Origin of the sequence: Streptomyces scabiei 87.22, assembly GCF_000091305.1 — a bacterium.
Taxonomy (GTDB): Bacteria; Actinomycetota; Actinomycetes; order Streptomycetales; family Streptomycetaceae; genus Streptomyces; species Streptomyces scabiei.
Genome location: NC_013929.1, coordinates 8013540 through 8034822, shown reverse-complemented (window position 1 = coordinate 8034822; position 21283 = coordinate 8013540). Strand labels below are relative to the sequence as shown.

The 21283-nt window shown below is 73.0% G+C and carries 19 protein-coding genes; 7 read left to right on the top strand and 12 right to left on the bottom strand.

Going from position 1 to position 21283, the window contains the following annotated elements; all coding sequences use genetic code 11:
* Positions 1–60: 60 nt before the first annotated feature.
* The 8 genes from SCAB_RS34750 to SCAB_RS34715 form a co-directional block, all read right to left on the bottom strand.
* A complete protein-coding gene (locus tag SCAB_RS34750; RefSeq protein WP_041670003.1) occupies positions 61–1449 on the bottom strand; it encodes an aldehyde dehydrogenase family protein in 1389 nt (462 codons plus the stop codon).
* A 90-nt stretch (positions 1450–1539) separates the two neighbouring features.
* Entirely contained in the window at positions 1540–1806 is a 267-nt protein-coding gene (locus SCAB_RS34745) for a hypothetical protein (protein WP_013004794.1), read from the bottom strand.
* A 126-nt stretch (positions 1807–1932) separates the two neighbouring features.
* A complete protein-coding gene (locus SCAB_RS34740) occupies positions 1933–2733 on the bottom strand; it encodes a class F sortase (RefSeq protein WP_041670000.1) in 801 nt (266 codons plus the stop codon).
* Positions 2734–2791: 58 nt separating this feature from the next.
* Entirely contained in the window at positions 2792–3418 is a 627-nt protein-coding gene (locus SCAB_RS34735) for a hypothetical protein (RefSeq protein ID WP_037724121.1), read from the bottom strand.
* Between the two features lie 100 nt (positions 3419–3518).
* A complete protein-coding gene (locus tag SCAB_RS34730; RefSeq protein WP_013004791.1) occupies positions 3519–4793 on the bottom strand; it encodes an MFS transporter in 1275 nt (424 codons plus the stop codon).
* Positions 4794–4872: 79 nt separating this feature from the next.
* Positions 4873–6336, bottom strand: coding sequence for a CitMHS family transporter (locus SCAB_RS34725; RefSeq protein WP_013004790.1), 1464 nt, complete (start codon positions 6334–6336; stop codon positions 4873–4875).
* A gap of 121 nt (positions 6337–6457) precedes the next feature.
* Complete coding sequence (locus tag SCAB_RS34720) at positions 6458–8725, bottom strand: molybdopterin oxidoreductase family protein (protein WP_013004789.1); 2268 nt, start codon at positions 8723–8725, stop codon at positions 6458–6460.
* 754 nt (positions 8726–9479) lie between these two features.
* A complete protein-coding gene (locus SCAB_RS34715; protein ID WP_013004788.1) occupies positions 9480–10097 on the bottom strand; it encodes a TetR/AcrR family transcriptional regulator in 618 nt (205 codons plus the stop codon).
* A 287-nt stretch (positions 10098–10384) separates the two neighbouring features.
* Between SCAB_RS34715 and hmgA the strand changes: the two genes are divergently transcribed.
* From hmgA to SCAB_RS34700, 3 genes are read left to right on the top strand one after another with little or no spacing between them, the layout of a single operon-like run.
* Entirely contained in the window at positions 10385–11710 is a 1326-nt protein-coding gene (gene hmgA / locus SCAB_RS34710; RefSeq protein ID WP_013004787.1) for a homogentisate 1,2-dioxygenase, read from the top strand.
* A 28-nt stretch (positions 11711–11738) separates the two neighbouring features.
* The gene (locus SCAB_RS34705; protein ID WP_013004786.1) at positions 11739–12488 is read left to right on the top strand and encodes a GntR family transcriptional regulator; all 750 of its coding nucleotides are present in this window, start codon (positions 11739–11741) and stop codon (positions 12486–12488) included.
* A gap of 21 nt (positions 12489–12509) precedes the next feature.
* The gene (locus tag SCAB_RS34700) at positions 12510–13703 is read left to right on the top strand and encodes a type ISP restriction/modification enzyme (protein ID WP_041669999.1); all 1194 of its coding nucleotides are present in this window, start codon (positions 12510–12512) and stop codon (positions 13701–13703) included.
* Positions 13704–13710: 7 nt separating this feature from the next.
* Here the strand turns inward: SCAB_RS34700 and SCAB_RS34695 are convergent, their stop codons facing one another.
* A complete protein-coding gene (locus SCAB_RS34695; protein ID WP_041669996.1) occupies positions 13711–14430 on the bottom strand; it encodes a TetR/AcrR family transcriptional regulator in 720 nt (239 codons plus the stop codon).
* Between the two features lie 63 nt (positions 14431–14493).
* Here SCAB_RS34695 and SCAB_RS34690 point away from each other — a divergent pair, with 63 nt between their 5' ends.
* The 3 genes from SCAB_RS34690 to SCAB_RS34680 are packed head-to-tail and all read left to right on the top strand — an operon-like array spanning position 14494 to position 17505.
* The gene (locus SCAB_RS34690; protein ID WP_013004783.1) at positions 14494–15462 is read left to right on the top strand and encodes a daunorubicin resistance protein DrrA family ABC transporter ATP-binding protein; all 969 of its coding nucleotides are present in this window, start codon (positions 14494–14496) and stop codon (positions 15460–15462) included.
* Positions 15459–16247, top strand: a complete 789-nt coding sequence (locus SCAB_RS34685; protein ID WP_013004782.1) for an ABC transporter permease — start codon at positions 15459–15461, stop codon at positions 16245–16247. Before SCAB_RS34690 ends, SCAB_RS34685 begins: the two co-directional genes overlap by 4 nt.
* Before the next feature lie 40 nt (positions 16248–16287).
* The gene (locus SCAB_RS34680) at positions 16288–17505 is read left to right on the top strand and encodes a CaiB/BaiF CoA transferase family protein (RefSeq protein ID WP_013004781.1); all 1218 of its coding nucleotides are present in this window, start codon (positions 16288–16290) and stop codon (positions 17503–17505) included.
* A gap of 43 nt (positions 17506–17548) precedes the next feature.
* Here SCAB_RS34680 and SCAB_RS34675 read toward each other — a convergent pair whose 3' ends face one another.
* The 3 genes from SCAB_RS34675 to SCAB_RS34665 all read right to left on the bottom strand — a co-directional run bounded on the left by SCAB_RS34675 (position 17549) and on the right by SCAB_RS34665 (position 19368).
* Positions 17549–17815, bottom strand: coding sequence for a hypothetical protein (locus SCAB_RS34675; protein ID WP_037724129.1), 267 nt, complete (start codon positions 17813–17815; stop codon positions 17549–17551).
* A 115-nt stretch (positions 17816–17930) separates the two neighbouring features.
* Positions 17931–18743: an anti-sigma factor gene (locus tag SCAB_RS34670; protein ID WP_013004779.1), complete on the bottom strand. Its 813-nt coding sequence runs from the start codon at positions 18741–18743 to the stop codon at positions 17931–17933.
* A gap of 82 nt (positions 18744–18825) precedes the next feature.
* The gene (locus SCAB_RS34665; RefSeq protein WP_013004778.1) at positions 18826–19368 is read right to left on the bottom strand and encodes a sigma-70 family RNA polymerase sigma factor; all 543 of its coding nucleotides are present in this window, start codon (positions 19366–19368) and stop codon (positions 18826–18828) included.
* Between the two features lie 265 nt (positions 19369–19633).
* Between SCAB_RS34665 and SCAB_RS34660 the strand changes: the two genes are divergently transcribed.
* A complete protein-coding gene (locus SCAB_RS34660; RefSeq protein WP_013004777.1) occupies positions 19634–21157 on the top strand; it encodes a DUF4331 domain-containing protein in 1524 nt (507 codons plus the stop codon).
* Positions 21158–21283: the final 126 nt, after the last annotated feature.

Below are 21283 nucleotides of genomic sequence, written 5' to 3'. Positions count from 1 at the left end.
GTGGAACCGGTCGGCTCGGAACCGGTCGGCTCGGAACCGGTCGGCTCGGAACTGATCGGTTCAGAACTGGAGGGACTTGGTCTGCAGGTACTCCGCCAGGCCATGGGCGCCGAGTTCGCGTCCCACGCCCGACTGCTTGTAACCGCCGAACGGGGCCAGCGGGTTGAAGCGTCCGCCGTTGATGTCGACCTGGCCGGTGTCCATCCGGCGAGCGAAGGCCACGGCCTCGCCGTCGTCGCCGGCCCAGACCGCTCCGGCGAGCCCGTACACCGTGCCGTTGGCGATGCGCAGGGCCTCCTCCTCGTCGCCGTAGCGGAGGATCGACAGGACCGGGCCGAAGATCTCCTCCTGGGCGACGGTCATCTCCGGCGTCACGTCGGCGAGGACGGTGGGGCTGACGTACCAGCCGTGCTCACGCGGGGACTCGGGGCCGCCCGCGACCAGCCGGGCGCCCTCGGCGACCCCCTTCTCGATGTAGCCCCGCACCCGCTCCCGCTGCCTGGCGCTGACGAGCGGGCCGATGCGGTCGCCGTACTTCGCGGCGGCCTCGGCGGCCAGCCCGACGGCCTCGTCGTACTGGGAGGTGTGGACGAGCATGCGGGTCCAGGCGCTGCACGTCTGGCCGGAGTTGGACATGACGTTGGCGACGCCGGTGGCGACCGCCCGGCCCAGGTCCGCGCTCGGGAGGATGACGTTGGCGGACTTGCCGCCGAGCTCCAGCGCCACCTTCTTGACGGCGGCCCCGGCGGTCGCGGCGATGCTCCGGCCCACGGCCGTGGAGCCGGTGAAGGAGACCAGGTCGACGTCCTCGTGCTCGGCGAGTGCCTGCCCGGCGACCGGGCCCAGGCCGGTGACCAGGTTGAACACCCCTGCGGGTACGCCCGCCTCGTGGACGGCCTCGGCGAAGAGCTGCGCCACGAGCGGGGTGTCCTCGGCGGGCTTCAGCACGACCGTGCAGCCGGCGGCGAGAGCCGGGGCGACCTTGGCCACGATCTGGTGGAGGGGGTAGTTCCAGGGAGTGATCGCGCCGACGACGCCGATGGGCTCATGGTGGACGGTCGAGTTGCCGATCCGCTCCTCGAAGACGTGCCCGGCGGCCAGTTCGGCGTACGAGCCGGCGACCGCGACCGGCAGGTCCGCGTGCACCCGCTGGGAGAACGGCAGCGGGGCGCCCAGCTCGGCCGTCACCGTCTCGGCGATCTCCTGCCGGCGCGCGGCGAGCACGTCGCGCAGCGCGCCGATGAGCGCGCCCCGGGCGGCGGGCGGGGTCGCCGCCCAGCCGGGCAGCGCGGCGCGCGCGGCGCGTACGGCGGCGTCGACGTCCTCGGCGGTGCCCGCCGGCACCCGGTCGATCACCTGCTCGTCGGCCGGGTTCACGACCTCGATCGTGCCGGTCCCGGCGGCGGGCCGCCAGGCGCCGTCGATGTACATACCGTCGTGTGCTTTCATCGCGCTGCCTTCCGAGCGGGCATGGTCGTCCGCCCAAAAACTAGCCCTGATAGTTTTCCGGCACCAGAGCCCCGGGCCGTGAGGCAGGACTCAGAGATCGAGGAACCCTGGGGTGACCTCGGGGTCGACGAGCGCGAGGAACGGCTCCGCGGTGAAGGCCGGACCGCCGCCCGGGCGCTCGGTGCCGGAGAACAGCCGCGTCTCGATGTACGGCGTCCCGCGCGCCGGGGCGACCACGGGACCGGCGGGGGCTTCCTCGGCGAGGGCGGCGTACGCGGCCGGGGCGGCGACGGCCAGCAGGCAGACGGCGAGCCCGAGGGGCACGCGGGCACGGGTGGGGCTGGAGTGCTGGGTCATGCGTTCAGCTCTAGCGGTGCCGCCGGTTCCGGATCGGTGGGCCGCGCCGGTGCCGGGCCGTGTGTGCGCCCGTACGCCCCCGGGGTTCGCCGGGGGCGTGCGGGCATATGCTCCGCGCCGTCGGGTTCACGGCCCCCGAGGGGGCTCCCGGGTCGCGGTGAGGTGGGCGAAGACGACGACGTTGCTCGCGTACCCCTTGCGCCGGTCGTAGGTGCCGCCGCAGGTGATCAGACGCAGCTCGGGCCGGCCGCGGTGCCCGTACACCTTCTTGTCGGGGAAGCGGCTCTTCTCGTACGTCCGCACGGCGTCCACGGTGTAGACGGCGGTGCGGCCGTCGGCCCGCAGGACCTCCACGATCCGGCCGGGCCTGATCATGTCCAGCGCGGCGAAGACGGCGGGGCCGGTGCGGGTGTCCCGGTGGCCGACGACGACCGCCGTGCCGGGCCCGCCGGGGGCGGGCCCCTGCGTGTACCAGCCGACCAGCGTGGGCTTGTCGTCCGGCGGTGCGGGCAGCCGTCGCCGGCTGTCGAGCCGGAGCCCGGTCACCGGTGCCTCGATGCCGAGGTACCGGATGGTCAGGGTCCGCGCCGGGGAGGGCGGCAGCGTACGGGGCCCGGCGGGCCGGCTCGGCCCGCCCGCCCCGCCGGCGGGGGCGGGCCGCTTCGCATCGGCGGGAGCCCGGCCCGCCCGCCCCGCCAAGGTCGTGCGCCCGCCCGGGTCGGGCGTCGTGGCCGGGGGCGCGCCGGAAGGCGGGGGGTGCGCGGGCTCGTCCGGTGGCGGGGGCGTGACGTACGGGGGCGGCTGTGCGCCGGGCGCCCCCGCGGCGCGCGCCCCGGAGCCGGGCGGGGTGGAGGGAGCCTCCGCGGCCGTCGCCCGCTCCCTGTGCTCCGCCAGGTGGACGCCGCCCACCACCAGCACCGTGGTCATCACGACCGTCCGAGCCAGGCGGTAGGCGCGCGTCCGGTACCAGGGCCTCGGCCGGCGTCTACGCGGCGCCATCGGCGCGGCGACGGCGCAGCCGCAGGTAGACCACCCCGCCGGCCGCGGCGAGGCCCACGGCGGCCGCGCCCGCGACCGGCGCGAAGTCCTGGGTCAGGGCGAGACCTCCGGCGCCCGCCGGGACGGCACCCTCGGGACCGGCGAGGCCGGGGGGCGGGCAGTTGACGGTGATGCTCCTGCGCCCTTCCTCCAGCGTGCCGCCGATGGTCCGCCAGGTCAGCACGTACTCCCCGTCGGGAAGCCGCGCCGCGTTCTCGGGGGCCACGGGGGTGCTGTGTCCGGTGCCGTCGGCGGCGAGCGTGATCTCGCCCGTGGCGACGGGGTCGGTGCGCGGGGCCGGGGGCTGGTTGTCGATGGTCCAGCTGATGCGCTGCGACGGCGTGGGGTCCGCGGGGAAGTTGAAGGCGGAGAGATAGAAGTCGCAGACCAGCGGCTGGTTGCGCTGGTTGTCGAACGGGAAGCCCACCTTGTGGATCACGACGTCGGGGTCGCCCGGGGCAGCGACGGCGGCCGGTGCCGTGATCAGGCTGGCTCCCGTGACGGTGAGTGCCGCGAGGACGGTGGCGGCACTCGCGCGCACTCCGGCGGGGCGCGGGCGGGACGAGGTGGACATGCAGAACCTCCGAGTCAGACGATTTTCACACAAATCGTTCTTTCGCCTGACTCTCTGTCACATCCCACCGGGCGCGGGAGGAGCCGCGCCCGACGCCCCGTCAGATGTCCCCCTTCCGGCCCAGGCGGGCGCCGCACCGGGCAGCCCTCCCGCCCCCCTTCGTCCTCCCCTCGCGGGTCCCGGCCTCCGGCGCGCCGCTCCCCCGTCCCGGCTGGGCCGGTGAACGCAGGGCGATGCCCGCCGACACCAGCAGCAGCGCACCAAGCATCACGAACGGCGCGGCCACACCGGCCGCACCGGCGATCAGACCGGCGGCGGCGGGTGCCCCGGCCTGCCCGAGCCGGTTCCCCGTCAGCCGCAGCGCGAGCGCGGTGGAGCGGGCCTCGTCCGGAGCGGCCTGCACCACCGTCGTCATGGACAGCGGCTGTCCGACCCCGAGGCAGAAGCCGAGCGCGGCGAGGATCAGGGCCAGTCCCCACACCGGCACCGGCAGCGCGATCCCGGCGCACAGCACGGCCCCGAGCACACAGGTGACGGTGAGCAGGGCGGTCCGGCCGAGCAGGCGCAGCATCGGTGTCATCACCAGACGGCAGGCGATGGTCGCCGCCGCCCGCAGACTGAGCAGGACACCGATCGCCGAGGGCGCGATGCCCCGGTGCTCGCCGACGACCGGCAGGTACGCGGTGAGGATGTCGGTCGCCGACAGCACGGCCAGGCTGATGAAGATGCCGCCCGGCACGCCCCGGGTGCGCAGGATCCGGTGTACGGGCACCCGGCCCCCCCGCCCGGCACGGGACGTGGGCTCGACCGGGCGCTCGATCCGCCACAGCGAGGTGAACGCGACCGCGGCCCCGGCGCCCGCGACCACCAGGGCCAGGGCGCTCGTGCGGGCCATGTCCGGGCCGCCGATCAGGGCGCCCGCGGCGATCGGGCCGACCAGTTGGCCGAGGGACGCGCCGATCGTGAAGTGACCGAAGTTGCGGTCGTGTTCGTGCGGCGCGGACTGGCGGGCCACCAGCGACTGGGCGCCGATCACGAAGGAGAGGTGGCCGAGGCCCATCACCCCGCTCCACACGGCCATCGTCGGCAGCGAGTTCGCCAGGCCGCTCAGGACACAGCCGCCGGCTATGAGCACGACACCGATCGGCAGCAGGGGCCCGCACCGGCCGTGGTCGGTCCGGCGGCCGAGCGGGACCGCGGCGAACAGCGGGAGCAGGGCGTAGACCCCCGCGATCACACCGACGGCGCGCTCGTCGGCGCCCAGCGCGAGGGCCCGGTAGGAGACGGCGGGCCGGGCCATCGACACCGCCCCCTGCGCGAAGCCGAAGGCGATGACGAGACGGAGCAGCCAGCCGCGGTTCCTGCCGGGCCTCACGATGCGGTTCCTCCTGGGGGACGTGCCCTCCCGCGCGCGGCGCGTACGCGCCGGACGGGGGCAGTCGGACCGACGGGGTTCAGATGATGCCGAACAGCACACCGGAGCCGAGGATGATGAGCGAGGTCACCGCCGCCCACTTCACCACGAACTTCGTGTGGTCGCCGAACTCGACCTTCGCCATGCCGACGAGCACGTACACGGCCGGCACCAGCGGGCTGGACATGTGCAGCGGCTGGCCCACGAGGGAGGCGCGGGCGATCTCCAGCGGCGAGACCCCGTGGGCGGCACCCGCCTCGGCGAGGACCGGGAGGACACCGAAGTAGAAGCCGTCGTTGGACATGAAGTAGGTGAGCGGCAGGCTCAGGAAGCCGGTGACGAGCGCCATGTGCGGGCCCATGCCGCCGGGGATGCCGTCGACGATCCACTTGGCCATCGAGTCCACCATGCCGGTGCCCTGGAGGACGCCGGTGAAGACGGCGGCGGCGAAGACCATGCCGGAGACGTTCAGGACGTTGTCGGCGTGGGCCGCCAGCCGTTCCTTCTGGTCGGGGATGTGGGGGAAGTTGACCGTCAGGGCGAGCGCGGCGCCGAGCAGGAAGAGGACCGGGATCGGCAGCCACTCCATGATCATGGCGGTGAGCAGCGCGACCGTGAGCAGCGCGTTGAACCAGTACAGCTTGGGGCGCAGCGTCGGGCGGTTGGGGTCCAGGCCCTGGAGGCGGACGTCGTCCGCGTCGTCGTCGGCCTCGTCGGCGTCGGTGCCGGAACCCGCGCCGCCGGTGGTCTTCGCCGTACGGACCTTGTCGTCACCGGAGCCGGTTCCCGCGGCGGAGGCGCCGGCGCCGACGAGCACGGTCTCCTCGGAGCCGGACGTCTCCTCGTCCTTGACGATCTTCTCCTGCTCCAGCACCTCGTCGAGGCTCAGCACACCGAGGCGCTTGCGCTCCCGCAGGCCCAGGAAGTAGGCGAGGATGAAGACGAAGAGCAGGCCGACGAGGAGCGCGGGGATCATCGGGACGAAGATGTCGGCGGCGTCCAGCTTGAGCGCGGTGGCCGCGCGGGCGGTCGGGCCGCCCCAGGGCAGCGTGTTCATCACGCCGTTGGCGGTGGCGGCGACACCGGTCATCACGACCAGGCTCATCTTCAGGCGCTTGTAGAGCGGGTACATCGCCGAGACGGTGATCATGAAGGTCGTCGAGCCGTCGCCGTCCAGGGAGACGATGGCGGCGAGCAGGGCCGTGCCGACGACGATGCGCAGCGGGTCGGCCTTGCAGAACTTCAGGATGCCCCGGACGATCGGGTCGAAGAGACCGACGTCGATCATCAGGCCGAAGTAGACGATGGCGAACATCAGCATCGCGGCGGTGGGCGCGAGGTTGCCCACCCCCTCGATGACGTAGTCGCCGAGATGGGCGCCCTTTCCGACGAACACGCAGAAGAGCGCGGGGATCAGTACGAGTGCCGCGATCGGCGACATCTTCTTCATCATGATCAGGACCAGGAAGGTCGCGATCATGGCGAAGCCGAGGATGGTCAGCATGTGGATACCTAACGTTCGCCCTTGAACTCCCACCAGGGCACCGGCGGTGCGTCGACGTTAGGGCGGCTCCACAAGTCTTAACAAGGAGTTGACATGCGAGCAATAAGAGCAGAACTCCTGGTCACAGCGTTGCGCCTGCTCGGGCGGTGACGGGGGCCAGCTCCACGGGGACGCCGTTGAGGACCGCGTTGCCCGACAGGGGGTCCAGCAGGGACCCGTCGAGGAGCTGGTTCACGTTCACACCGGGGTCGATCGCGGCGTGCCGCATCCGGGTGCCCGGACGGTCGTGCCCCCAGCCGTGCGGAAGGCTCACGACTCCGCGCCGTACGACGTCGGTGACCTCGACGGGTGCGGTGACCTCTCCCCCGGCGCCCTTGATCCGTACGGCGTCGCCGTCGGTGACCCCGAGGCGGCCGGCGTCGTCCGGGTGGATGTGCAGGGTGCAGCGGTTGGTGCCGCCGGTGAGGGCGGGGATGTTGTGCAGCCAGCTGTTGTTGGAGCGAAGGTGCCGGCGGCCGATGAGGACCAGGCCGTCGGGGCGCTCGCGCAGGGCCGTGCGGAGCCTCGGCAGATCGTCGACGATCGGCGCGGGCAGCAGTTCGATACGGCCGCTGACCGTCTTCAGCGGCTGCGGCAGGCGCGGCCGCAGCGGGCCGAGGTCGATGCCGTGCGGGTGGTCGAGCACCTTCGCGAGGGTCAGTCCGTCGGTGTCGGCACCGAAACCGTCGCCGTACGGGCCGAGGCGCAACATCATGTCGAGGCGGCGCTCGGGGCCGCCGTCGCCGGTGAGCAGGCCGGCGAGTTCCTTCGGGTCGCGGCCGTGGACGGGTGAGTGGGGGTCCTTGACGGCCTTGCCCAGGGTCTGGCCGATGACCAGGTCGTCCACGGCGGAGGGGTCGGCGCCGTGCATGCCGGTGGCGGCGAGGACGAGACGGGCGAGGATCTCGGTCTCGGCCATGCGGCCGTCCTCCAGGGGGACGGCGGCACGGTTGTAGCGGACCTGGTTGTGCACGGCGAAGGAGTTGAAGGCGAAGTCGTAGTGCGGGGCCTGTGAGGGCGGGGGCGGCGGCAGGACGACGTCGGCGTGGCGGGCGGTCTCGCCGAGGTAGGGGTCGACGCTGACCATGAAGTCCAGGGAGTCGAGCGCCTTGTCGAGGCGGTCGCCGTCGGGGGCGGAGAGTACGGGGTTGGCCGCGATCGTGATGAGGGCGCGGACCGGGCTGCCCTCGGGAGTGGCGGTGTCGATCTCCTCGGCGAGCGCGGACAGCGGCAGTTCGCCCTTCGCCTCCGGGTGGCCGCCGACCCGGCTGCGCCAGCGGCCCAGCGCGAAGCCGCGGCCGGGTCCGGCGGGCCGGGCCGGCTTGTCGGTCGCGGACCGCGGGAAGAGGGCGCCGCCGGGCCGGTCGAGGTTGCCGGTGAGGATGTTGAGCACGTCCACGAGCCAGCTGGCGAGGGTGCCGTGCGGGACGGTGCAGCTGCCGATGCGGCCGTACACGGCGGCGGTGGGCGCGGCGGCCAGTTCGCGGGCGAGCGCGCGGACGGTCCCGGCGTCGACGTCACACGCCTCCGCCACGGCCTCGGGTGTGAACTCCCCTATAGCGGCGGCCAGTTCCTCGGTTCCCAACACCAGCGGGGCGAGGTCGCCGAGGTCGACGAGGCCCTCCTCGAAGAGGACCTGCGCCATCGCGGCGAGCAGCAGCGCGTCCGTGCCGGGGCGGATCGCCACGTGCCGGTCGGCGAGCTTGGCCGTACGGGTGGTGCGGGGGTCGACGACGGTGAGGGTGCCGCCGCGCGCCCTGAGGGCCTTGAGCTTGCCGGGGAAGTCGGGGGCGGTGCACAGACTGCCGTTGGACTCCAGGGGGTTGGCGCCGAGGAGCAGCAGGTGGTCGGTGCGGTCGAGATCGGGGACGGGGATGGAGTTGGCGTCGCCGTAGAGCAGTCCGCTGGAGACGTGCTTGGGCATCTGGTCGACCGTGGAGGCGCTGAACAGGCTGCGGGTGCCGAGCCCGGCGATGAGGGCGGGCGGGTAGAGGGCGCCTGCCATCGTATGGACGTTCGGGTTGCCGAGGACGATACCGACGGCGTTGGGGCCGTGGGCCTCGACGACGGGCCGGAGTCCTGCCGCGACGGCGTCGAACGCCTCCTGCCAGGTGGCCTCCCGCAGTTCGCCGTCCACGCGGACCAGCGGCGTGCGCAGCCGGTCGGGGTCCGCGTCGGCGGCCCCGAACGAGGCGCCCTTCGGGCAGATGAACCCCTTGCTGAACACGTCGTCCCGGTCACCGCGGGCCTTGGTCACCCGGGTGCCCTCGATGGTGAGGACGAGGCCGCAGGTCGCCTCGCAGAGGGGGCAGACGCGCAGGGCGGTGCGGGAGTCGGTGGTGGTGGACACGGGTCCTCCGAAGGGGCGGCGGCGACGGTGACGCTCGGACAGGCACGGCGGACGGTGAGACCCACGGCACCGAGGCCGAGCATACCGACCGGTATGCGCCGAGGGGAGGGGCCCCGGGGTCTTGCCGAGAATCCGCGAGACCGCCGGCCTCGGGGCGGGGCCCTTGCCGCCCGTGGCCGGAGGGGCGTGGACCGGACGACTTCGCCCCCAGGGGCCGCACCGGGTGCGGGGCCCTCACGGGCGGTCGGCGCGGGCTCGCGGGCGAGCCGTCACGGTCGGGCGGCCGGCCCGGCACGTCGACGGCCGGTGCGGCACCTCGGCGGCCGGTGCGGCACGTCGGCGGCCGGTGCGGGAGCATGGGCGAGCGGTCAGGCCGTCGGGTCGGCGCGGCATCGTCGGCCGGGCGGCCGGGCGGCCGGGCGGCCGGGCCGACAGGTGCATCGTCGGTCGGCAGAGCGGTCCGGCAATCGGGCCGACGGTCCGACACGCGAGCCGTCGGTCGGCCGGGCGATCCGGCACGCAGCGGTCGGTCCGTATGCGCACGCGACCGGTCAGACCGCCGGGCCGGCACGCGAGCCGCCGGGCGGGCGGTCGGGCCGGCACGCGCAGGCTGTCGGTCCGGCGGTCGGGCCGGCACTCCAACGGTTCGGTCCGCCACGCGCAGGAGAGCGGTCAAGCCGTCGGGCCGCCGCGGGCGCCGTCGGCCGGGCAGGCGGTCCGGGGCGGAGGCGGAGGCGGAGGCGGAGGCGGTGAGTCAGTCCAGCACGCGCGCGAGATACGCCCGCAGCAGTTCCCGCATCTCCTCGATGATCCGCGGGTCGCCCTCCGGGGCCACCCGGAAGGCCAGGTGGACGAGGGTGTCGGCGGTTTCGACGGCGATGAGGAACGTGCGGCGGAGGTCGTCGTCGGGGGGGCGGTCGATGAAGGCGGAGAGCAGTTCGGACAGCCGGTCGGCGACGAGGTGGTTGGGCTGCTGCCGGCTGCCGCCGACCGGGATCTGGTTGCCGAAGTCGATGAGGGCGAAGCCGGGGGCGTTGCGCTTCATGTCGAGGTACTCGTCGAGGACGGCGTCCATCGCGGTGCGCCAGTCCCGGCCTCCCGTGTCCCGGAGGCGGCGGGTGACCCGGTCGGTGAAGCGGTCCAGGTTGCGTTCGGCGAGCGCGTCGGCCATCGCGCGCTTGTTGCCGAAGAAGCGGTAGACGGAGCCGATGGGCACCCCCGCGCGCAAGGCCACGGCACGGGTGCTCAACGCGTCGTAGCCCACCTCGTCGAGGAGGTCGGCACAGGCGTCGAGGATCCTGGTCAGTCGTTCGGCACTGCGCCGCTGCACGGGTGCGCGGCGCAGGGAGGTCGCCTGGGACACGGGCTTCATGATGCCTTTCCGCCGAGGTCCGATGAACTGTCCGAATATCAGTACGGCCGGTACCACCGCTCCCGCTCAGCCGTGGCGCACGACCGGCCACGGACATCCGCGCGTCCATGGCCTGCCGGGAGACTAGAGCACCGCACTGACAGGACGGATCCCCCGGCGATCCGGTTCTCCCCCCTCCACCCGAAGAACCCGATGCATCCGGGTGCACCCCTGGGACGCCCCCTTGCGCCCGCCCCGACGGAATCCTACGGTGAAGCATAGGAATCGAGAACGGTGAGGGAGCGGGCATGAGCGGGGACGCGAGGAAGACGGCCGAGGGACTGGAGTACCTCACCGGATTCGGCAACGAGCACGCCTCGGAGGCGGTCCCCGGCGCCCTGCCGCACGGCCGCAACTCCCCCCAGCGCGCCCCGCTCGGGCTCTACGCGGAGCAGCTCAGTGGCACCGCGTTCACCGAGCCGCGGTCCCACAACCGCCGTTCCTGGCTCTACCGCATCCGCCCCTCGGCCGCCCACCCCGCCTTCACCCGTGCGGACAACGGCGCCCTGCGGACGGCCCCTTTCACCGAGACCGTCCCCGACCCCAACCGGCTGCGCTGGAACCCCCTCCCGGAGCCGCCGGCCGGCACGGACTTCCTCGCCGGCCTGTGGACCCTCGGCGGCAACGGCGACGCGGCCCAGCGCTCCGGCATGGCCGTGCACCTGTACCACGCCGATTCCGCGATGGAGCGGGTCTTCAGCGACGCGGACGGCGAGCTCCTGATCGTCCCGGAGCGCGGCGGCCTCCTCCTGCACACCGAGTTCGGCCTGCTGCACGCCGAGCCCGGCGAGATCGCCCTGATCCCGCGGGGCGTCCGCTTCCGCGTCGCCCTCCTCGACGCCTCCGCCCGCGGGTACGTCTGCGAGAACTACGGCGCCCCCTTCCGCCTCCCCGACCTCGGCCCGATCGGCGCCAACGGCCTGGCGAACGCCCGCGACTTCCGGGCACCGGTGGCCGCGTACGAGGACACCGAGGGCCCGGTGGAGGTGGTGAACAAGTACTGCGGCAACCTCTGGAAGGCCACCTACGACCACTCCCCCCTCGACGTGGTCGCCTGGCACGGCAACTACACGCCGTACGTATACGACCTGCGCCGTTTCAACGTCATCGGGACGATCTCGTACGACCACCCGGACCCGTCGATCTTCACGGTGCTGACGTCGCCGAGCGACACCCCCGGGCTGGCCGGGGTGGACTTCGTCGTCTTCGCGCCGCGCTGGCTGGTCGGTGAGGACACGTTCCGGCCGCCGTACTTCCACCGGAACGTGATGAGCGAGTACATGGGCCTGATCGAGGGCGCGTACGACGCGAAGACGGCCGGGGAAGGGGGTTTCGTGCCCGGGGGCGGCTCGCTGCACAGCATGATGTCGGCGCACGGACCGGACCGGGAGACCTTCGACCGGGCGAGCGCGGCGGAGCTGGAGCCGCAGCGGGTCGACGACGGCCTCGCCTTCATGTTCGAGACGCGCTGGCCGATCCTCGTGACCGGGCAGGCGGCCAGCGCGGAACACCTGCAGCAGGGGTACGACGACGTGTGGTCCGGGCTCCAGCGCCACTTCGGCCCGTTGCACTGAACGTGTCGCGCCGGGTACGGATAGCGTCGTGACCTCATTCGCTCCGGACTCGATCGTCCTGAACCGCAAACTGCCGCTCTGGTATCAGGTGTCGCAGTCCCTGCGTGCCTCGATACTCGGCCGGTCGCCCCAGGACCCCCTGCGGCTGCCGACCGAGGAGCAGCTGGCCGGGCACTACGGGGTGAGCGTGCTGACCATGCGGCAGGCGCTGAAGGAGCTGGAGGACGAGGGGCTGATCACCCGGCACCGCCGGCGCGGCACGTTCATCGAGCCGAGCGCCCGGCGGGGCTCGCCGGTGCGCCTGCTCGGTTCGGTGGACGCGATCGTGGCCCAGCAGTCGGGCATGACGACCGAGCTGCTGGACCAGGGCAGCACCCCCCTGTCGGGTGAACTCGCCGAGTACTTTCCGGACTTGACCGAGGTCGCCACGTACCACCGGCTGCGCGGCGACGAGAAGACGGGCGAGCCCACCAACCACGCCCGCAACTACGTCCGTCCTGAGCTGGCCGCCCGCATCGACCGCGACGACCTGCTCCGCTGGCCCATGACGAAGGTCCTGCGCGATGTCGTGGGCGTGGCCATCGGCCGGATCACCGACACCGTCGAGGCGCGCATCGCCGACCCGGAGACGGCCCGCCTCCTCCAGGTCCCCCTGCTCAGCCCGATCCTCCATTACACGGGTGTCACCTACGACGACTCCGGCCGCGTCCTCGACGTGGCGGTCATCCACTACCGCGGCGACCGCTTCTCGTTCACGGTCACCCTCGACGCCCACTGACCCGGAGGACCAGGTCGTACGATGCCCCCCGTGACGCTCGACGACACCCCGCTCCTCGCGGACCTCATGCCGTGGTCGGTCGCACCGCCACGGCTGGGCCGGGGGTGGCCGGCGGCCCCGGACACGGCCTCCCTGAAGGCCCGCTGGGACGCGCTGATGAAGGCGGAGGGCCCGGACCGCGAGGCCCTGTTCGCCCCCACCCGCTCCCGTACCCCGGCCTCGGCCGTGGCCCAGCTGCCGGGCCGGTCCGGCGGCACCGGCCGGCTGGCCCGCGAGTCGGGCCCCTGCGCCGAGCCGGTCCGGGTCCTCGCCGCCCCGTTCGACGAGCAGTGGCTCATCCCCGACCACCGGCTGATCGACGCCGCCCGGCCCGAGCTGTGGCGGGTGGCGGACGAACGGCAGGTCTTCGTGGTCGAGCAGACGGCCGCCCCGGACACGTCCGGCCCCGTGCTCCTCGCGTCGGGCGTCCTGCCGCTCGCCCCGGCGCACGGCCCGCGCGCCGGCCGTGTCCGTCCGCTGTACCGCCGCCCGGGGGCCGTCGAGCCGAACCTCGCGCCGGGCCTGCCCGAGTACCTCGGCGGGCGGCTGGGCACCGGCCCCCTCGACCCCGTGGACGTCCTCGCCTGGATCCTGGTCGCCGCACGCTCCGGGCCGCACGGCCTCGGGGTTCCGCTGCCCGCCGAACCGGAGGTCTGGTCCCACGGCGTGGAGCTGGGCCGGCGGGCCCTGCGGCTGATGCGCCGCGACGGCGACCGTCCCAAGCTCCCGGGCGGCCGCCGCCCGTATGTGCGCGCGCCGCTGCCCGCCCGGCCCGTGGAGATCCGCTACGACCGCGAGGAGGAGACCCTCTTCGTCGACGAGGGCCGCATCTCCCCCGTCCCGTCCGACGCCTGGGACCTCCACGTCGGCGGTGTCCGGGTGCTGGAGGAGTGGCTGGCCCGCAGAACGGAACAGGGGGAGCCGGGCACGCTGGAGGCGATCCGCCCGACGACCTGGCCGCAGACCTGGACGTCGGAGCTGCTGGAGCTGATCACGGTGCTGGCGCTGCTGACGGAAGTGCGCCCCGCGCCGGAGGAGTTGACGGCCGGCCGGCCGGTCACGGCCGCGGACCTGCGGGAGGCCGGCGTGCTCCCGGTCCCGGAGCCGGCCCGCAGGCCCGCCTCGGTCCTGGACCACCGGGAGGAGGGCCCGGAGGGCCAGTTCACGCTGCTTTAGGGCCGCGCTACGGCAGGCCCCGGGGCGCGAACGAATCCAGGACCTTCTCCACCATCCACCCGAACACGGCCTCCAGATCGATCGGCCCCGGGTCCTCCATGAACGCCGCCGCCAGGCGGGGATAGGCGCCGCTCGCGATCTGCGTCCCGAGGTACGCGATCCGGATCTCGTTCTCCCGGTCCTCCGACCACGGCAGCGACCGCGCGCGCTCGGCCGTCGCCAGCTCGTTCGCCACATAGGTCGTCACGCACCCGTTCAGCATGCCCAGGAGCTGCATCTTCGTCCCGTAGGGCGCGTCGAGCGGGTCCATGCAGGCGAGGCAGTGCTCCAGGTACCGCATCGCCTGGGGGCTGAACCCGTAGACCGGCGACATCAGCCGGGGCATCCACGGGTGCCGGCGCAGCAGATCGCGGGTCTGGTACGCCACCCGCCGCATCTCGGCCCGCCAGTCGTCGCCGGGCTCCCACAGCTCGTGTTCGCCGCCGACCGCGTCGACCATCAGCTCGTACAGGTCCTCCTTGCGGGGGACGTAGTTGTACAGCGACATCGTGCCGCAGCCCAGTTCGGCCGCGACGTGGCGCATGGACACCGCGTCGAGACCGCCCCCGTCGGCGAGCCGGACAGCGGCCGCCGCGATGTCCGCGCGCGTGAACGCGGGTCTGGGGCCCCGGCCGGTGCGCTCGGGGCGCGCCCAGATCACCGCGGGTTCGTCCGCTCGGCCAGCCATCGATCATCACCTCGGTCACCATCCTAGTTACGTACGGCGTACGTAGTGCGCTATGGTCACCCCATGACAACTACGTACGCTGTACTTAGTGAAGGGCTGGAGAAGCGCTTCGGAGACGTCCGTGCCGTGCGCGGCCTCGATCTGGCCGTGGCGGCGGGCACCGTGGTCGGGATGCTCGGCCCGAACGGGGCGGGCAAGACCACGGCCGTACGGCTGCTGACGACGCTGCTGCGGCCGGACGCGGGCTCGGCGCGGATCGCGGGTCACGACCTGGTGCGGGAGCCGGGCGCGGTCCGGCGGGCGATCGGCGTGACGGGGCAGTACGCGTCGGTGGACGGCGATCTGACCGGGCGGCAGAACCTGCGGCTGTTCGCGCGGCTGCACCGGGTCCGCGACCCGGCGGGCCGCGCGGGCGACCTCATCGACCGCTTCGGCCTGACCGAGGCCGCCGACCGTCCGGTCTCCACCTACTCGGGCGGTATGCGCCGCCGGCTGGATCTGGCGGCCAGTCTGATCCGGCGTCCGGCGGTGCTCTTCCTGGACGAGCCCACCACCGGGCTGGACCCGGTCAGCCGCAACCGGATCCGGGACGCCGTGCGCGACCTGCGGGAGGAGGGGACGACCGTGCTGCTCACCACGCAGTACCTGGAGGAGGCCGACCAGCTGGCCGACCGGATCGTGCTGATGGACCGGGGCCGGATCGCGCACAGCGGCTCACCGCCCGAGCTGAAGGCGCTCGTCGGCTCGTACGCGGAGGCCGTCGTCGCCCACGCGGGCGCGATGCCCCGGGCGGCGGCCGTCCTCGACCAACTCACCGGCGCGTGCCCGTCGTTCGACGACGAGCGGCACGCGGTCGGTGTGGTCACCCTCGACCCGACGCTCACGCTCCCCCGCCTGGTGCGCGAACTCGACGCGGCGGGCGTGCCGTTGCTGGACGTCAGCCTGCGCCCGCCGACCCTCGACGACGTGTTCCTGCGCCTCACGCAGGGCCCGGACCTGAGCCTCGCCGACCACAAGGAGCGTGCCGCGTGAACGCGTTGGCGTACGACGGCACGGCGATGCTGGGCCGGCAGCTGCGGCGGCTGCGGAACAACCCGGGACTGCTGATCCTCACGCAGACCATGCCCGTGTCGATGCTGCTGTTCTTCGGCTACGTCTTCGGCAGCGCGCTCGCGGTGCCGGGCGAGGAGTACCGGCGGTTCCTCGTGCCCGGCCTGCTGGTGGCGACGGCCGCCGGCGGGATCATGACCGGCATGTTCGAGGCCGCCCGGGACACCCACCGGGGCGTGATGGACCGCTTCCGCGCCCTGCCGATGAGCAGGGCCGCCGTGCCGCTCGGGCAGGCGCTGGCCGACGTGCTCGTCACGGCCGCCGGTACGGTGCTGTTCCTGCTGGTCGGGCTCGCGGTGGGCTGGCGCGTGGAGGGGAGCGCCCCGGCGGCGGTGGGGGCGTTCGGACTGTTGCTGCTGTTCCGGTTCGCCGCCGTGTGGACGGGCATCTTCCTGGGCCTGCTGACCCGCAACGAGGAGGCGGCCGGACAGCTGGGCGGGGCGACGTTCCTGCTGCCGCTGCTGTCCACCGCGTACATCCCGGCCGAGGGTCTGCCGGGCCCCCTGCGGACGGCCGCCGAGTGGAACCCGATCAGCGCGGTCGCCACGGCCCTGCGCGACCTCTTCGGCAACGCGCCCGTCCCCGAGGGCGCCGCCTGGCCGGTCGCCCACCCGGTCGCCGGGTCGCTGCTGTGGTGCGGCGTCCTGCTCGCGGTGTTCGTGCCGCTCGCGGTCCGCACCTACGCGGCCGGGCCCCGGGGCACGTGAGACGCGGCACGCCTGATGACAACGGCGCCCCCGCGGGGACATGATCCACGGCATGAGCCCACTCCCCCGCGATCCGCTGCCCCTGGACGGCATCACCGTCGTCGCCGTCGAGCAGGCCGTCGCCGCGCCCTTCGCCACCCGGCAGCTCGCCGACCTGGGGGCGCGGGTGATCAAGGTCGAGCGGGTGGACGGCGGTGACTTCGCCCGCGGCTACGACACCGCCGCCCGGGGCCTGGCCTCGCACTTCGTGTGGTGCAACCGGGGCAAGGAGTCCCTGGCAGTGGATCTGAAGGACCCGCGGGGCCTGGCCGTCGTCACGCGACTGGTGGCGGACGCGGACGTGTTCGTGCAGAACCTCGCGCAGGGCGCCGCCGCCCGGCTCGGCCTGGACGCGGCCACGCTGTGCGCGGCGCATCCCCGGCTGATCGCGGTGGACATCTCGGGGTACGGGGCGTCGGGGCCGTACGCGGACAAGCGGGCGTACGACATGCTCGTGCAGTGCGAGGCCGGTCTGGTGTCGGTGACGGGGACACCGGAGCAGCCGGTGAAGGCGGGCATCCCGGCGGCGGACATCGCCGCCGGGATGTACGCGTTCTCGGGGGTGCTGGCGGCGCTCGTGCGGCGGGGGACGACCGGGCGGGGCGGGCCGGTGGAGGTGTCGATGCTGGAGGCGCTTGCGGAGTGGATGGGGCATCCGCTGCACCACACCCTGCACGGCGGGACCGCGCCGGCGCGCACGGGGCTCGGGCACGCGGTGATCGCGCCGTACGACGCCTACGCGACGGCCGACGGCGGGCGCGTGCTGCTGTCCGTGCAGAACGACCGGGAGTGGCGGCGGCTCGCCGAACAGGTGCTGGGGCAGCCGGAGTTGGCCGACGACCCGGCGTTCGCGACGAATCCGGCGCGGGTCGGGCGACGGGAGCGTACGGACGAGCTGGTCGCGACGGCGCTCGGGGCACTGGACACCGACACGGCCCTGGAGCGCCTGGAGGCGGCGGGGATCGCCTGTGCGCGGCTGAGGGACCTCACGGAGGTGGCGGAGCACCCTCAGCTGGCGGCCCGGAACCGGTGGCGCGATGTGGCGTCACCGGTGGGTCCGCTCAGGTCACTGCTGCCGCCCATCACGCTGCCGGGCGGGGACGAGGCGCGGATGGGAGCGGTGCCCGCGCTCGGGGAGCACACCGGTTCGCTGCTCCGTGCCGCGGGGATGACGGACGAAGAGATCGCAGCGTTGCGCCGGGACGGTGTGGTCGCCTGAACGCGGGCCTCTGCGGAAAAGGCCCTTGAGGTGCGAGGAGGGGCTAGCGACTGCCGAACAGCGAGCGGCGCAGCCTCTTCAGCGGGGCGAACAGCGAGACGCGGCCGACGCGTGTGTCCTTGCGGCTGCTGCGCTCCTGCGGGGAACGTGACGTCAGCTCCCGCATCAGCGAGGTCGCCTCGGCCGCCTCGCGCTGCGGCACGGCGGGGCCGCTCAGCACCGAGAGATGGCGGTCGAGCCGCGAACTGGTCGCGGTGCTCCCGCACGTGATCGCAGGGACTCGCGCCCTACGCACTGCTATCTGTTCCATGTCACTCCCCACCCGTACGAGTCCACCCGGCCCGGGCAGCGTAACCATATCGCCCCGTTGGAGCACTGGGGAATCACGGCCCCGCTATTCCTCTACCCCGTAAGGGGGTTGTTGACTACTCTCCGAATCCGACCGATTCCAGGGCGAGTTGGACAACCGGCTGGCCGGTGGGCTGCGCTGACCCACCGTCGGGCTCGACGGTCACCGCGAGTGACGTCGCGTCGGTGTTCATTCCGTCCGCGACCAAGGGCGTGTCGCCGACGAAGAGCCCCAGGGAGCGTGGTTGCACGTCGGGGCGCATGAGCCAGAGCTGGTGCACCCGGTTCTTCGGGAGGCCCTCGAATCCGCTGAGGGTCACGACCGCGCTCCCCTCCTCCGCGGAAGCGATCACTCCGATCGCATGTCCCTCCGCGTCCCGGTCGCTGCTCGCCCGGACGTCCGGCGCGGCGAGAACGTGGGCGATCTCACTGGCCCGCGCCTGCTCGGAGGCCAGTTCGTCCCGGGTGCGGTCGGCCTGGACGGCGAAGAGGGAGGCCACCACGAGCGCGGCGGCGGCCGTGACGGTGGCCAGCGGAACGAGCCAAGAGCGCAGACGGGGCGCACGGGCGCGCGACTTCGGCGGCGGCTCGGTCCCCCACACATGACGCGGCAGATGCTGCGGCCGCGCGGGCTGCGCGCTCCAGGACCGGTTCTCCTGGGGGGTGTTGCGGACGGCGGCGAAGACCCGGTCGCGCATCGCCGCCGGCGCCGGGGCGGCCGTCGACCAGGCGAGGCGCACGGCGTCCTCGGACAGGGCGCGCACCTCGGCGGGGCAGCGGTCGCAGCCCTCCAGGTGGCGCTCGAAGCGGCGCCGCTCGTCGGGGTCCAGGGCGTCGAGCGCGTAGGGAGCGGCGAGCGAGTGGAGGTCCTCGCGGCGGAAGAGGCTCATGCCGCGCCTCCCCTCGGCGCACCTGCCCGGCAGGCCGCGCGGGCGCGCGGACCTCCGGATCCCGCGCGGTGGATCAGGGCGCTCATGCGACTCCTCCCAGGCATTCGCGCAGCCGAGTGAGTCCGTCGCGCATACGGGTCTTGACCGTGCCGAGGGGGCAGGAGAGCCGCTCGGCCACTTCACGGTAGGTGTAGCCGTCGTAGTAGGCGAGGGTGACGGACTCGCGCTGGAGGGTGGTCAGCTTGTCCAGGCAGTGGCGCACCCACTGGCGTTCGAGGCCGGCCTCGACCTCCTCGGCGACCTGGTCGAAGGCGGGGTGGTGGTTGCGCCGTCCCTCGCGCTGCTCGCGCTCGGTGGCGGCACGGGCGCTGCGCACCCGGTCCACCGCGCGCCGGTGCGCGAGGGTGAGTATCCAGGACAGGGCGCTGCCCCGGGCCGGATCGAAGCGGCCCGCGGAACGCCAGAGTTCGAGCAGCACCTCCTGAGCCACCTCCTCCGACTGCGCGGGGTCGCGCACGACCCGGCGGACCAGTCCGAAGACCGGGCCCGACACCACTGCGTACAAGTCCTCGAACGCCCGCTGGTCGCCCCCGGCCACCCGGACCAGAAGCCTGTCCGCCTCCACACGCTCCCCCTCGTCTCCGGCCGAGCACGGCCATCCCCGCGCGTAAGGCATTCGCAACCGACCCACCTCCGGATGGGGTTACGGATCAGGCTGCCCGAAACGCGGGTCTCCGGTCGACCGATCCGAACTTCGGATCAACGAATCGTGCTCTCCGCTGAGACAACCTTTCAAACGCTCCGTAAGAACGTTTGGGATTCGACCAATCCACCCTGCCGACCGCACCGAATGGCGTTCGTCAGGCAAGTTGGGACAGAGGACGGACGGCATGACGACACCTACTTCCAGGAGCGGCTCGGGACGGCGCAGCATCGCGTCCCTCATCTGTGCTTCGCTGGCCGCCGGAGGGCTCGCAGCCGCCGGCGTGACCGTGCTGGAGCCGGGGGCCGCCTCGGCCTCCAGCCACCGCGAGGCACCGCTCATCTCGGGGCAGCCCCAGTTCGACAACACCGACGTCTACGCCTTCGTCAGCCCCGACAAGCCGGACACGACGACGGTCATCGCGAACTGGATCCCCTTCGAGGAGCCCGCGGGCGGTCCGAACTTCTTCACCTTCTCCGAGGACGCGCAGTACGACATCCGCGTCGACCAGGACGGCGACGCGCGGGAAGACCTGATCTTCCGGTACACGTTCGACACGAAGACGAAGAACGACAAGACCTTCCTGTACAACACGGGCGTCGTGGAGAGCCTCGACGACCCGGACCTCAACATCACGCAGACCTACGACATCGATCTCTTCAAGCTGAAGAACCGCCGCGTGGTCTCCAAGACGAAGCTCGCGGACGACGTGTGGGTGGCGCCGTCGAACGTCGGCAAGGCGTCGATGCCGAACTACAAGAAGCTGCGCGACGAGGCGGTCTACAAGACGGCGAGCGGGGTGACGACGTACGCCGGCCAGGCCGACGACCCGTTCTTCCTGGACCTGCGCGTCTTCGACCTGCTGTACGGCGGCGACCTCTCCGAGGTCGGGCGGGACACCCTCAAGGGCTACAACGTCAACTCGATCGCCCTGCAGGTCCCGAGCGCCGCGCTCGTGCAGCACAAGAACCAGCCGATCGTCGGTATCTGGTCGACGACCCAGCGGGTGGGCGCCGACGGCCAGTACCGCCAGGTCTCGCGCCTCGGCATGCCGCTGGTGAACGAGGTCGTCAACCCCATCGGCGACAAGGACAAGTTCAACGCGTCCTCGCCCGCGGACGACGGCCAGTTCCTGAAGAACGTCACCGAGCCGGAGCTGCCCAAGCTCATCGAGGCGATCTACAAGATCCCGGCCCCGAAGGAGCCGCGCAACGACCTCGTCGACGTGTTCCTCAAGGGTGTCGAGGGCCTCAACCAGCCGCCGCGCGTGACCCCGTCGGAGCAGCTGCGCCTCAACACCTCCATCAAGCCCACCGCGAAGCCGAAGCGGCTCGGTGTGCTGGACGGTGACAACCAGGGCTTCCCGAACGGACGCCGGCTCACCGACGACGTGATCGACATCGCGCTGCAGGTCGTCGAGGGCGAGCTCGTCGACGCGCCCAACGACCTGGGTGACGCGGTGAACAAGAACGACAAGAAGTTCGGCCACTCCTTCCCGTACGTCGGTCTGCCGACGGCCGGTTCGCGTGGCAAGACCGTCAAGGGCAACACCACCAACAGTGTCCGCAGCGCGATCGGCACCGGCGTCGAGAGCGCCGGTTCCGACACCACGCTGATCGCCGCCTCGGCGGGCGCGGGCGCGGCCGGTGTCCTGCTCATCGGCGGTGGCCTGCTGTGGTGGCGTCGTCGGAACGACCGCGCCTACTACTAGGCCGCTCCGACCGGGCCCTCCCCCAGGGGGCCCGGTCATCGAGGCCGGCGCGGCCCGCCCGTATCCATCCCCCACGGTGCGGGCCGCGCCCCACGCTCACGAACACCCCGCTTGGCAAGGATGTTG

Coding starts and splice junctions, on each gene's coding strand:
- SCAB_RS34745 (WP_013004794.1), bottom strand. CDS start 1,806: ATGACCCAGCACTCCAGCCCCACCCGTGCCCGCGTGCCCCTCGGGCTC.
- SCAB_RS34690 (WP_013004783.1), top strand. CDS start 14,494: ATGACAACTACGTACGCTGTACTTAGTGAAGGGCTGGAGAAGCGCTTC.
- SCAB_RS34695 (WP_041669996.1), bottom strand. CDS start 14,430: ATGGCTGGCCGAGCGGACGAACCCGCGGTGATCTGGGCGCGCCCCGAG.
- SCAB_RS34670 (WP_013004779.1), bottom strand. CDS start 18,743: ATGAGCCTCTTCCGCCGCGAGGACCTCCACTCGCTCGCCGCTCCCTAC.
- SCAB_RS34715 (WP_013004788.1), bottom strand. CDS start 10,097: ATGAAGCCCGTGTCCCAGGCGACCTCCCTGCGCCGCGCACCCGTGCAG.
- SCAB_RS34740 (WP_041670000.1), bottom strand. CDS start 2,733: ATGACCACGGTGCTGGTGGTGGGCGGCGTCCACCTGGCGGAGCACAGG.
- SCAB_RS34675 (WP_037724129.1), bottom strand. CDS start 17,815: ATGGAACAGATAGCAGTGCGTAGGGCGCGAGTCCCTGCGATCACGTGC.
- SCAB_RS34660 (WP_013004777.1), top strand. CDS start 19,634: ATGACGACACCTACTTCCAGGAGCGGCTCGGGACGGCGCAGCATCGCG.
- SCAB_RS34725 (WP_013004790.1), bottom strand. CDS start 6,336: ATGCTGACCATCCTCGGCTTCGCCATGATCGCGACCTTCCTGGTCCTG.
- SCAB_RS34750 (WP_041670003.1), bottom strand. CDS start 1,449: ATGAAAGCACACGACGGTATGTACATCGACGGCGCCTGGCGGCCCGCC.
- SCAB_RS34700 (WP_041669999.1), top strand. CDS start 12,510: ATGCCCCCCGTGACGCTCGACGACACCCCGCTCCTCGCGGACCTCATG.
- SCAB_RS34680 (WP_013004781.1), top strand. CDS start 16,288: ATGATCCACGGCATGAGCCCACTCCCCCGCGATCCGCTGCCCCTGGAC.
- SCAB_RS34735 (WP_037724121.1), bottom strand. CDS start 3,418: ATGTCCACCTCGTCCCGCCCGCGCCCCGCCGGAGTGCGCGCGAGTGCC.
- hmgA (WP_013004787.1), top strand. CDS start 10,385: ATGAGCGGGGACGCGAGGAAGACGGCCGAGGGACTGGAGTACCTCACC.